This is a genomic window from Rahnella sp. RFA10(1/100) (genome assembly GCF_004195115.1).
Classification (GTDB): Bacteria; Pseudomonadota; Gammaproteobacteria; order Enterobacterales; family Enterobacteriaceae; genus Rahnella; species Rahnella perminowiae.
Genome location: NZ_SEWR01000002.1, coordinates 299,882 through 312,599, shown reverse-complemented (window position 1 = coordinate 312,599; position 12,718 = coordinate 299,882). Strand labels below are relative to the sequence as shown.

11 protein-coding genes are annotated in these 12,718 nt (G+C 50.3%); 10 read left to right on the top strand and 1 reads right to left on the bottom strand.

All coding sequences use genetic code 11. The features are described from left to right. Positions 1–181: 181 nt before the first annotated feature. Together yeiP and ETV65_RS08110 are read left to right on the top strand one after the other, a co-directional pair. Positions 182–754 carry an elongation factor P-like protein YeiP gene (gene yeiP, locus ETV65_RS08115; RefSeq protein ID WP_015696520.1) on the top strand — a complete coding sequence of 191 codons (573 nt, stop codon included), beginning with the start codon at positions 182–184 and terminating at the stop codon, positions 752–754. Positions 755–1,024: 270 nt separating this feature from the next. After that, entirely contained in the window at positions 1,025–2,494 is a 1,470-nt protein-coding gene (locus ETV65_RS08110; protein ID WP_129952390.1) for a fructuronate reductase, read from the top strand. A 60-nt stretch (positions 2,495–2,554) separates the two neighbouring features. On the opposite strand, the gene ETV65_RS08105 is transcribed toward ETV65_RS08110, so the two are convergent. Then, a complete protein-coding gene (locus ETV65_RS08105) occupies positions 2,555–3,286 on the bottom strand; it encodes an FCD domain-containing protein (protein WP_129952389.1) in 732 nt (243 codons plus the stop codon). 351 nt (positions 3,287–3,637) lie between these two features. On the opposite strand from ETV65_RS08105, the gene ETV65_RS25315 reads away from it, so the two are divergent. The 8 genes from ETV65_RS25315 (at position 3,638) to ETV65_RS08065 (ending at position 12,717) form a co-directional block, all read left to right on the top strand. Then, positions 3,638–3,772, top strand: coding sequence for a hypothetical protein (locus ETV65_RS25315; RefSeq protein WP_255466707.1), 135 nt, complete (start codon positions 3,638–3,640; stop codon positions 3,770–3,772). Positions 3,773–4,061: 289 nt separating this feature from the next. After that, complete coding sequence (locus ETV65_RS08095) at positions 4,062–5,036, top strand: GTP-binding protein (RefSeq protein WP_129952387.1); 975 nt, start codon at positions 4,062–4,064, stop codon at positions 5,034–5,036. A gap of 60 nt (positions 5,037–5,096) precedes the next feature. Beyond that, complete coding sequence (locus ETV65_RS08090) at positions 5,097–5,810, top strand: phosphatase PAP2 family protein (protein WP_129952386.1); 714 nt, start codon at positions 5,097–5,099, stop codon at positions 5,808–5,810. 428 nt (positions 5,811–6,238) lie between these two features. Continuing rightward, the gene (gene mepS / locus ETV65_RS08085; protein WP_013574652.1) at positions 6,239–6,814 is read left to right on the top strand and encodes a bifunctional murein DD-endopeptidase/murein LD-carboxypeptidase; all 576 of its coding nucleotides are present in this window, start codon (positions 6,239–6,241) and stop codon (positions 6,812–6,814) included. A gap of 165 nt (positions 6,815–6,979) precedes the next feature. Next, positions 6,980–8,563, top strand: coding sequence for a cyclic di-GMP phosphodiesterase (locus ETV65_RS08080; RefSeq protein ID WP_240782819.1), 1,584 nt, complete (start codon positions 6,980–6,982; stop codon positions 8,561–8,563). A 194-nt stretch (positions 8,564–8,757) separates the two neighbouring features. Continuing rightward, on the top strand, positions 8,758–10,563 hold the full coding sequence (locus ETV65_RS08075; protein ID WP_129952385.1) for an extracellular solute-binding protein: 1,806 nt from the start codon (positions 8,758–8,760) through the stop codon (positions 10,561–10,563). A 10-nt stretch (positions 10,564–10,573) separates the two neighbouring features. Continuing rightward, entirely contained in the window at positions 10,574–11,668 is a 1,095-nt protein-coding gene (yejB, locus tag ETV65_RS08070) for a microcin C ABC transporter permease YejB (protein WP_129952384.1), read from the top strand. Further along, on the top strand, positions 11,668–12,717 hold the full coding sequence (locus ETV65_RS08065) for a microcin C ABC transporter permease (RefSeq protein ID WP_165383709.1): 1,050 nt from the start codon (positions 11,668–11,670) through the stop codon (positions 12,715–12,717). Before yejB ends, ETV65_RS08065 begins: the two co-directional genes overlap by 1 nt. The last annotated feature ends 1 nt before the right edge of the window (position 12,718 follow it).

Sequence of the window (12,718 nt, the reverse complement as noted above, 5' to 3'; positions counted from 1 at the left end):
CGAAATATTGACGGCTTTTTAACATCATTACCCGAACATTTTTCATACCGGCAGGCGGAGCGCAAAAAATGCGCCGTAACGCGGAGTTTCGCGACTCTTTTTACGCTATCTGCTTGCCTGAAATCAGCGGCGCGAGTAACGTGTCGCAAATTATTTATCTCTCTGCTGACAGGTTATTTATATGGCACGTGCTAACGAAATTAAACGCGGCTTCGTTGTGAACTACGACGGCAAATTGCTGCTGGTAAAAGATATTGATGTTCAGAGCCCGAGCGCCCGTGGTGCCAGCACCTTGTACAAAATGCGTTTCGCTGACGTCCGTACGGGTGGCAAAGTGGAAGAGCGCTTTAAAGGCGACGATATCCTGGATACCGTTACCCTGACCCGTCGTAAAGTTAACTTCTCTTACGTGGATGGTGACGAATATATCTTTATGGATGATGAAGACTTCACGCCCTACACCTTTAATAAGGCACAGATCGAAGATGAACTGCTGTTCATCCCTGAAGAAGGCTTGCAGGGCATGCAGGTTCTGACGCTGGACAGCCAGCTGCTGGCGCTCGAAATGCCACAGACTGTGGATCTGGAAATCGTGGAAACAGCTCCGGGCATCAAAGGCGCATCCGCCAGTTCCCGCACCAAACCTGCGGTAATGAGCACCGGACTGAACATTCAGGTTCCTGAGTACCTGAGTTCTGGCGACAAAATCCGTATTCATATTGCAGAACGCCGTTATATGGGCCGCGCGGATTAATCAGCGCCCTGCCCTTAGGTAAAAGGAACGCTCCGGCGTTCCTTTTTTATTGTCTGCATTTTGCAATTCATCTCTCAGACAATGGATCTGTATCACAAAATGAGTGGCTGTCTGGACTTACCAATTCCCCTTTCTATCATATGACTTTACACTCTACACCCTGATTTCGGCTTAAATCGTCGCTTTATCCAGCATAAAATTGAACTGACGGGTAAACAGCCCCAATTTGGCCTGACCAATTATTTATTTCTGACTTGTCTGGAGTATTGCATGAAAACTATTGCCACAGCGTCCCTGCCTGCAGCAGTGTCATTGCCTGCTTATGATCGCGATGCGTTAAAAAGCCGTATTGTTCATCTCGGATTTGGCGCCTTCCATCGCGCTCACCAGGCACTGCTGACCAACCGCGTACTGAACCTTCAGGGGGGCGACTGGGGCATTTGCGAAATCAGCCTGTTTGGCAATGAAACCCTGATCAAAAGCTTACGTCAGCAAAATCATCTGTTTACCGTGCTGGAAAAAGGCGCGGACGGCAACCAGGCGATTATCATCGGCTCCGCGCATGAATCAGTGCATGGCGGGATTGACGGGCTGACAGCGGTACTTGAAAAACTCACCGAACCTCAGATAGCGATTGTTTCCCTGACCATTACCGAAAAAGGCTATTGCATTGAGCCAGGCACTGGCGAACTGGATCTGCAAAATCCAAAAATTCAGCAGGATCTGGCCGGTGATCAGGCACCCAGTACTGCGCCAGGCGTACTCGTTGAAGCGCTGCGCCTGCGCCATGAACGCGGCCTGCCGGGCTTCACCGTTTTATGCTGCGATAACATTCCTGAAAACGGTCTGGTCGTAAAAAAAGCCGTCCTGGGCATGGCGAAAGCCCGTTCCCCGGCGCTGGCGAAATGGATCACTGAAAACGTCTCTTTCCCAAGCACTATGGTTGACCGCATCGTTCCTGCGGCGACAGAGAACACGCTGGAAGAAATCACCGAAGCACTCGGTGGCGTGACCGATCCTTGTGGTATCGCCTGCGAACCGTTCATTCAGTGGGTGGTGGAAGACCATTTCGTGGCAGGCCGCCCTGACTGGGAGAAAGCCGGTGCGCAGATGGTTGACGACGTTCTGCCTTTTGAACAAATGAAGTTGCGCATGCTGAACGGCAGCCATTCTTTCCTCGCATACCTTGGCTATCTGGCCGGCTATCAGCACATCAATGATTGCATGGAAGACGCCAACTACAAAGCCGCTGCCCATCATCTGATGCTGCATGAACAGGCCCCGACACTCAGCGTCGGGGGGGTTGATCTTAACGCCTATGCTGACAGCCTGATTGCGCGTTACAGCAACCCGGCGCTGAAACACCGGACCTGGCAAATCGCGATGGATGGTACACAGAAGCTGCCACAGCGTATGCTCGACTCAATCCGCTGGCATGTTAAAAATGGCGGTTCCTATGAATTGCTGGCGCTGGGCGTAGCAGGCTGGATGCGTTATGTGGGCGGGACTGATGATGCCGGACAACCGATCGAGATTAAAGATCCGATGGCTGAAACAGTCGCTGAAATTGTGGCGTCGACTGAAGATGGCGAACCGCGTGTGAAAGCCCTGCTGACCTTGACAGGTGTATTCGGTGAACAGTTGCCTCATGAAGAGAAAGTCGTAAACGCCATCCTGAGCGCATATGGCGATCTCCAAAGAATCGGCGCGAAGAAGACTGTCGCAAAATACATGCGTTAAGCCCGACAACTGACACAGAAAACGGCTGCTGCGGCAGCCGTTTTTATTTGTTCTGCGCGATTAATCGTTCAGCCCGGAGGGGACCGAAGAGAACAGGAATCCGTCAAAAGACGGATCATCAGCATCCGAAACCTGTAACAGCATATCTTTTACATTTTCCAGATGCTGCCACATCGCCTGTTTGGCAGCTTTCGGATCCCTGCGCAGTACCGCCTGCAAAATTCTCTGATGGTCCTGCAACCAAATCTGGCCGTAATTTTTATTGCCGACATGCTGATGGATCCCCTGCCACATTGGGCTGCGCTGGCGGATCAGCCACAAATCATCCACCAGTTTAACCAGCACGCTGTTCTGGGAAGCCTGCGCCAGCAAGGCATGAAACCGCTGATCTTCAGCATCATCGGATACGCCACGGGCAATGCATTCACGTTGTGCATCAATGGCATCGCGCATTTGCAGAATATCCGTCTTAGTGGCCTGCATCGCCGCAAAAGCCGCGACTTCACTTTCCAGCAATTGCCGCGCCTGTAATAACTCAAACGGGCCATATCCGCTGTCAGCATCTTCCGGCTGGCCGTCTTGCGGCTGATGCAACACATAGACGCCGGAACCTTTACGCACTTCTACCACTTTTTCGAGTTCCAGCATGATCAGCGCTTCACGCACCACACTCCGGCTGACGGAATAAGATTCAGCAATGTCACGCTCCGGAGGAAGGCGATCACCAGGGGCATACTTCCCGGCATGGATATCGCGGCGCAGATGACCGCCTATCTCCTGATAAAGTCGCATGTTTTGCCTCTTTTCTCTGCCACAGTCTTAATTGGTCTGACATCTGATAAATCGTTCTGATGCCTGAAATAAGAGGGAAAATTATAACATGTCGGCAAAAAGGGAAAGGACAGGAATGGAAAACTGACGGTCCGATCAAAACCGGGCCAGCCACTTTACAAAGTTGTCCGGCCAAACTCGGTGGTATCATACTGACGCGCTCAATGACCGGGTTACAAATCATTAGCCGTGTTAATTCATTTCCGGCATTTAATTATAATTCACCGTCATTACGGCAAGACGAGGATCATTATTAATATGCTGCGTTGTGACCTTTCCGAGAGACAAAGGTAGTGCGAAAGAGGATGGAGTATGGACATTTACCGTATGAACCTGTCTTATCTGCCGGCCGTCACGCTCACAATGACTGATCACCCGGTTCTGTTCAGCGTTAAACTGGCATCCTCCGTCAACAATCGCGCCCGTAAAGTGAATGATTCCGCCTGATGCAGCGGCAGTGGCAAACTGAATCGTCCCTGAGGCCATGACTCCCAAAAACAGTACACAGGTCATTCTGTTCATGGTGACACCTCATCATAATTATAAATTTTAAAGTTCCCATAACTGCAATTTAACATTAATACATCTCATTGAATTCACACGCCTGAATACAAAATAAACCGTGCCCGCCTGCCGCTAAAAATAAGCAATCCATGTCTTACATCGGCACAACGCTGGATTTTCTTAAGAAGTCGCTGCACATTGACGGGGAATTTTTCAAAAAGGATGTGCAACCATGACCAAAACCAACCTGATCACCGGTTTTCTGGGAAGCGGCAAAACCACCACACTGCGCCATCTGCTGGCTCAGAAGCCTAAAGGTGAGAAGTGGGCCGTGCTGGTAAATGAATTCGGCGAAGTCGGCATTGATGGTGCATTACTGGCTGACAGTGGTGCGGTCCTGAAGGAAATCCCCGGTGGTTGCATGTGCTGCGTGAACGGTTTGCCCATGCAGGTGGGCCTGAATATGTTATTGCAGCAGGCAAAACCTGACCGCTTGCTGATCGAACCCACCGGGCTGGGGCATCCGAAGCAGATCCTCTCTTTACTGACGTCCGCCGTTTACAGCAACTGGCTGACACTCAATGCCACGCTTTGTCTGTTGGATCCACGTCAGTTAAGCGATCAGCGCGTCATTGAGAATGAAAACTTTCGCGATCAGCTGGCCTCGGCAGACATCATTGTGGCGAATAAGTCTGATGTGACGCAGGCGCAGGACAAACAGAAGCTGGACGAATGGTATCAACACAGTGGCCGCCAGCGCCTTCTGATCACCGCTTCGCAAGGTAAGATAGACCCGGCTTTACTGGATTTACCGCGCCAGAATCGGGCTGAGTTACCGCAAGGTAAACATCATCATGCTCATGCCGAAAAACCTGGGCTGGCCGCGCTGAGCCTGCCGGCGAAACAGCGCTGGCGTCGCGCACTGAATCAGGCAGACGGTTATACCAGTTGCGGATGGATATTTGATGGCGAAACACAGTTTGAGGCGGCGGACATTCTCGACTGGGCGCGTGCAGTACCGGTTGAACGTGTCAAAGGGATTATGCGCATTAAAGAAGGCACCTTAATGATTAACCGGCAGGGCAATGACTTACATATCGAAACCAGACCGGTGCCGCCTTCAGACAGCAGAATTGAGCTTATTACGCAAAACGAAGTGCAATGGAATACATTACAATCATCTTTGTTGAAGATTCGTTTAAGTTGATCGGATTAAGTTAACGCTAACTACGTTATTCCTTACCCTGCTAAGAATAGGTTTTCCTTTATGTGGCGCCGCAATATCCCGGCAATCCTGATACTCAATGTATTAGGCGTTGCCTTATTTTTATCTTTCTATCTGCCAGCAAACCATGGTTTCTGGTTCCCGATTGATAAATCGATTTTCTTCTTTTTTAACCAACATCTGGCAACCGATGCGTGGTTCCTGCACCTGGTCGCCGTGACCAATAACCGTGCCTTTGATGTTATTTCACTCCTGGCGATGGGAATATTGTATCTGAGCTACTTCGTGAAGCAGGATGGCAACGGGCGTCGGCGTTACATCATTATTGGTATTGTGATGCTGCTGACCGCGGTGGTGCTCAACCAGATAGGGCATTTATTGCCTGTCAGCCACAAGAGTCCGTCGCTGAGCTTCCCGGGTGTAAACCGGGTGAGCGAGCTGACCGGCATTCCTACCAAAGATGCTTCCGGAGACAGTTTCCCGGGCGATCATGGCATGATGCTGATTATTTTCTCATGCTTCATGCTGCGCTACCTGGGCAGGTCAGCATTCGCTATCGCTTTGATCATCACCCTCATCTTCTCCCTCCCCCGGGTGATGATTGGCGCACACTGGTTTACGGATATCGCGGTCGGCTCAATGTCCGTCGTGCTGGTCGGTGCCAGCTGGTGGCTAATGACGCCTGCGAGCGATATGCTGATTAACTGGCTTGAGAAAAAGTTACCCGGTAAAAAAAATCCTAAGTCACAGGCATAATTTCAAATTACATACATAATAATTATGGCCCGACAGATGTTTATGATCTGCCGGGCCTTTTTATAAGAAACTTTTCAGCACTTCTCTCTCGTATTATGTGCCAGGAACGCACTAATGATGCGGCTTTAACCCAAATTTGTATAAATATCACCCATCACTTTTAACATGTTTACTTACATCACCTTACATCACAATTTCTTATAAGAAATCTCATAATACCTCTCGCAATCACCTGTTCATTACGGTAATCTCCAATTCGCCTGCATAGAATTGTGCTAAAAACGCCCCGGTTCAGGAAAAAAACGTGCTCTGACACACATTTTCCCTTCAAGGCATTTGTCCCACAGATGTACGGCAGGTAGTCTCGCTTCGTTTGGCAATTTTAATAACGATTTAATCGTTAAGGACACCAAGGGATAACAACAATAATGGTCAAGTCTCAACCGTTTCTGAGATATATCACGCGGATAATTCCCGCGATTGGTGCAGCAATTATTCTCTCTGCATGTAGTGGTACACATTCTTCGAACACAGAAAACGCACAAACTGATATGCGTGCAGTAAATGGCAATGATGGCCTTCTACTGCAAGCCTCTCAGGATGAATTCGAAGCAATGGTTCGCAACGTCAACGTTAAATCCAAAATTATGGATCAGTACGCTGGCTGGAAAGGCGTTCGTTATCGGTTAGGCGGTGACAGCAAGCGTGGTATCGATTGCTCAGCGTTCGTACAGGTAACATTCCGCGAACAATTTGGTATGGATTTACCTCGTTCAACCTATGAACAGGAAGAGAAAGGCAAGAAAATCCAGCGCACGAAACTGCGTCCGGGTGATCTGGTTCTGTTCCGCGCGGGTTCTACAGGCCGTCACGTCGGTATTTATTTAGGTAACGATCAGTTTGTGCATGCATCCACCAGCAACGGTGTGATGATTTCCAATCTGAAAGAGTCCTACTGGAATGCACGTTATCGTGAAGCAAGACGAGTTTTAGCTAACGGTTAATGCCGTTACCTGATGATTTAGTTCTTGTTGTCCTATGCCAAGCGAATAAAAAAACGTCATCTTTGGATGGCGTTTTTTTATGCCTGTAATAAAGTGTATTAAATATCTATTGTTTTTTTTGACAACGTTATACTTTTATTCTTTCCGCGCAAAAGGGCAAAACATATGGGTTTAAAAACGGCGTTAGCACACACCGTATTGCCCAAGCATCTGTATTTAAAGAGAAGTCTGTTTTTTTCAGCCCTGTTTTTCATTTTATTTACTGCCGTCACCCTCACCGTGATTAAAGCTAACGCGCTGCGTGAACAACATCAAATCGCGCAGAGAACAGCAACATTCACGTCTGACTACCTGCGCCAGTTAACCGACACAATGCTCAGAATCGGGTTGCTTACGGCGGAACCCTGCCCTTCCATTGCAGGGGAATTAAACCGTGACGCCGCATTCAGCGTGGGCGTTCGTGATTTTCAACTGGTGCGTAATGGCATAGTTTTTTGTTCCTCGGCTTCCGGCAATCAACACGTTCCGGCAAACAGTGCCCTGCATGACATCGATTTTGATAAAAACATGAGTATCAGCTTGCAGATGGGAACGCCTGCCGTTCCGAACCGCGCGGTGATCCTTATATGGCAGCGTAATGCCGGGGCAGCGGATGATGGCGTGATAGCCACACTGGAACTGACACTTTCACCTTATATGCTTTTTGCGCAGCCAGGATCCGGCTACCGGGGTTTTGCACTCCTGGTGGGAGATAGCGCATTGATTTCTTCCATGGCGGGGCTGATCCCTGTCAGTGATTTGCCTCGCAGCCACTTTACTCAAGTCAACGTTGACCATTATCCTTTCAGTATTCGCCTCTATTCCCCTGTACTGACCCGCGATAATATTCTTTTTACGATCTCAGGCGGCCTGCTGCTTAGCCTGCTGGTGTGTGCACTGATTTATCACAGCTTGCTGAACCGCCATAACGTAGAGCGGGAGATCCTCCGCGGGTTGAAAAATAAAGAATTCTTTGTGGAATATCAGCCAGTTATCGACGCTAAAAGCCTGAAAGTGACCGGCGTTGAAGCCCTGCTGCGCTGGCAGCATCCGATTGAGGGACGCATTCCGCCCGATATTTTTATCAGCTACGCTGAAAATCAGGGGCTTATCGTCGAACTGACGCAACACATGATGGCACTGGTGGCGGCGGATGCTCATACCCTGCAGCACGCGTTTGCAGCTCCGGGTAAACTCAGTATCAATATTTCCCCTCACCACATGAATAAAATCAGCTTTCATGACGATGTGATGAATTTTATTGAAGCACTCCCTGAAAATGCTTTCCAGGTGATTTTCGAGATTACAGAACGCGGAATGATTGATACGCAAGGCGCATTACGGGAATTTAACTGGCTGCGCCGCCACAAGATTGAAATAGCCATTGATGATTTTGGTACCGGACATAGCGCACTGATTTATCTTGAGAAGTTTACGCTGGATTATCTGAAAATCGACCGCGGATTTGTCATGTCAATTGATCAGAAAACCCTTATCGCGCCAGTATTGGATACCGTTCTCCGGCTCACGGAAGAACTGAAGATCAAAACCGTGGCAGAAGGTGTCGAAACCCCGATGCAGGCTGAATATCTGCGTAACCACGGCGTGACCTATTTACAGGGATTCCTGTACAGCAAGTCGTTAGGTGTTGCGGAACTTGTGGCCTTTATACGTGATTTCAACGAGAAAGAAGCCACCTGGCAGATTTGACCTGCATCAGTCCTGCATCTTTTGTCCCATTTTTCTTTTAGGCGTCTGCATCCGGTTGTGATAAAAAGGCCAAAATCAGGGAAGAAAGCGAAAAGTAGTGGGTGACAAAATCATAGCTTTCAATTGATTACTCTCGAAATAGCCTGCGGTACTGCCGCATCATGCCGTCGTCGTCACAGGAGTGCATATTCAGGATGTTTTCTCGCGTTTTTGCCAGTGTGCTGTGCCTGCTGAGTCTCAGCGCACAAGCCGAAGTCATACAGGACAGCTACGCATTCGCCATATTAGGCGAACCCAAGTATGTCTCAAACTTCACCAGTTTTGACTACGTCAATCCTGCCGCCCCGAAAGGCGGTCAGATTACCCTGGCGGCTATTGGTACCTACGACAACTTTAACCGCTTCGCATCACGCGGTAATCCGGCGGTACGCAGCGGATCGCTTTACGACAGCCTGTTCACGACGTCAAGCGACGAAATCGGTAGCTATTATCCGCTGATTGCCGACTCAGCCCGTTATGACAGTCAGTACCGCTGGGTCGAAGTCGATATCAATCCGCGTGCACGTTTTAACGACAATACGCCAATTACCGCCAGCGACGTGGCCTTCAGCTTTCGCAAGTTCATGACCGAAGGCGTTCCGCAGTTTCGCGTGGTGTATAAAGGCGTGGAAGTGAAAGCTATTTCGCGCCTGACGGTGCGTATGGTGTTGCCGAAAGCGGATAAAGACATGATGCTCGGTCTGCTGGGCCTGCCTGTTCTGCCGCAGGCATTCTGGGAAAAACATAAATTCAATGAACCGCTGAGTACACCACCGCCGGGCAGCGGCCCTTACCGCATCAGCGATTACAAACTCGGACAGTACATTACCTATTCCCGCGTGCCGGATTACTGGGCTGCCAATTTGCCCGTTAACCGGGGCCGCTATAATTTCGATACCATCCGCTACGACTATTACCTCGACGACAACGTCGCGCTGGAGGCGTTTAAGTCAGGTGCATTCGATTTACGTATGGAAACTTCACCCAAAAAATGGGCATCACAATATCAGGGCGGTAATTTCAGTAAAAACTTTATCATTAAAGCTGATGTGATAAACCAGGCGGCACAGGATACGCGCTGGCTGGCATTCAATATTCATCGCCCGCAATTTGCAGACCGCAAGGTTCGCGAAGCCATCACACTGGCTTTTGATTTTGACTGGATGAACAAGGCGCTGTATTTCGGCGCATACCAGCGGGTGAACAGCTATTTTCAAAATACCGACTACGCGGCGAAAGATTATCCAAACTCTGCAGAGCTGGCCTGGCTTGGGCCGCTGAAAGATAAGATCCCCGCAGAGGTCTTCACCACGCTGTATCACCCCCCGCATTCTGACGGTTCCGGCAATGACCGGACGAATTTGCTCAAAGCCACCGCACTGCTGAAAGAAGCGGGCTGGGAAGTGAAAAACCAGGTGCTGGTAAACAGCAAAACCGGCAAGCCGTTTACTTTCGAACTGTTGTTGCCGGGGGGCGGGAACTCGCAATACGTCTTGCCGTTCCAGCATAATTTACAACGGCTGGGTATCAATATGTCTATCCGTGAAGTGGATAACTCACAGTTTGTACGCCGTATGCGCCAGCGTGATTACGATATGATCCCGACGGTTTACCCCGCCACGTCTTATCCGAGCAGTGATTTACAGATTTACTGGAACACCCAATATCTCGATTCGAGCTACAACAAATCAGGCGTCAGCGATCCGGCCATTGACCAGCTGACCGATGACATCGCCGCCAATCAGGGAAAACCCGACGCTTTATTGTCGCTGGGCCATGCGCTCGACCGGGTGCTGACATGGAATATGCTCATGATCCCGATGTGGTACACCAACCACGAGCGCTACGCATACTGGGATAAGTTCTCTATGCCAGCTGTCACCCCGTCCAACGGAATGGAACTTGATACATGGTGGTACGACGTTAACCGCGCAGCCCGTTTACCTGCGCAACGCCGCTGAGGAGCATATTGTGGCCGCCTATTTGTTAAGACGACTGCTTCTGGTGATCCCGACGTTGTGGGCAATCATCACGATTAACTTTTTTATTGTGCAGATTGCCCCCGGCGGCCCGGTTGATCAGGCCATTGCCACCATTGAGATGGGTCAATCCAGCGGTTTGCCGGGTGCCGGCGGTGGCAGCGGAAATGGCAAAGCGTCACCGGGCTTAGCGCAGTTTGGTGAGGGGCAGTACCGTGGTGCGCGTGGCCTGGACCCGGAAGTCATTGCCGAAATAACGCATCGGTTCGGCTTCGACAAACCCCTGCATGTGCGCTATTTCGAGATGTTATCCAATTATGTTCGCTTCAATTTCGGGGACAGTCTGTTTCGTGGCGCATCCGTTATGGGACTGGTGAAAAGTGCATTGCCCGTATCCGTTAGCCTCGGCCTGTGGAGCACACTGATCATCTATCTGGTGTCGATCCCGCTGGGTATCCGCAAAGCCGTGCGCAACGGCACGAAATTCGATACCTGGAGCAGTTCGTTCATCATCATCGGTTATGCCGTTCCTTCTTTTTTATTCGCAATCTTATTGATTGTGTTATTCACCGGCGGCAGCTATCTCGACTGGTTCCCGCTACGTGGCCTGACATCGCCGAATTTCGACACCTTACCCTGGTACGGTAAAGTGACCGATTATCTCTGGCACATCACCTTGCCGGTGCTGGCGACCGTGATTGGCGGGTTCGCAACCCTGACGATGCTGACCAAAAACGCGTTTATGGATGAAATCGAAAAACAATATGTGGTGACCGCCCGTGCGAAAGGGCTGAACGAAAAGCAAATTTTATACCGGCACGTTTTTCGTAATGCGATGCTGCTGGTGATCGCCGGTTTCCCGGCCACCTTTATCAGTATGTTTTTCACCGGTTCGTTGCTGATTGAAGTCATGTTTTCATTACAGGGGCTCGGAATGCTGGGCTACGATGCCATTGTGCAACGCGATTTTCCGGTCATATTCGGCACGTTGTACGTTTTCACCCTGATTGGTTTGCTGCTCAATATCGTCAGCGACATCACTTACACCCTGGTCGACCCGCGTATTGATTTTGAGGGCCGCCACTGATGAATATAAAACTCTTTAAGCTGGGCACCATCAGCCAGGCACGTTGGGCACGTTTCTGTCAGAACCGTCGCGGCTTCTGGTCACTGTGGATTTTCATGGTGATGCTGGTTCTGGTGCTGTTATCCAATGTGCTGGCGAATGACAAACCCCTGCTGGCGCGCTATCAGGGGCACTGGTATGTGCCCTTTATGGTCAGTTACAGCGAAACGACATTTGGCGGCGCGCTGGAAACGCCAGCCGATTATCAGGATCCGTTTGTTGTGCGCCAGATCGAAGATCACGGCTGGGCGCTTTGGGCACCGGTTCGCAGCAGTTATAGCTCCATTAATTTTTCCACTGCACAGCCCTTCCCTTCCCCGCCATCCGCGCAGAACTGGCTGGGCACCGACAGTAACGGGCACGATGTACTGGCGCAAATTCTCTACGGGCTGCGGATTTCGCTGTTCTTTGGCATTTTATTGACGATGATAACCTCCGTAATTGGCATTATGGTCGGTGCCACGCAGGGTTATTACGGCGGATTAATCGATTTGCTCGGGCAGCGCTTTATCGAAATATGGTCGAGCATTCCGACTCTGTTCCTGATTATTATTCTGGCCAGCGTGATTCAACCCAACTTTTGGTGGCTGCTGTTGATCACCGTGCTTTCCGGCTGGATGATGCTGGTCAGCGTGGTGCGTGCCGAATTCCTGCGCACCCGAAACTATGATTACGTCCGCGCTGCCCAGGCAATGGGCGTCAGCGACCGTGCCATCATGTGGCGTCACATGCTGCCTAATGCGATGGTCGCCACACTGACTTATTTGCCGTTTATTCTTTGCGGCTCGATCACCACGCTGACATCACTGGATTTCCTCGGTTTCGGCCTGCCGCTGGGCTCGCCATCTTTGGGCACATTGCTGATGGAAGGTAAGAATAACTTGCAGGCACCCTGGCTTGGGATCAGCGCTTTCGTGGTGCTGGCCGCGCTGCTGTCATTATTGATTTTCATTGGTGAAGCCGTTCGTGATGCCTTCAATCCGTCCGCACACCACAATGAGGTGCTCTGAA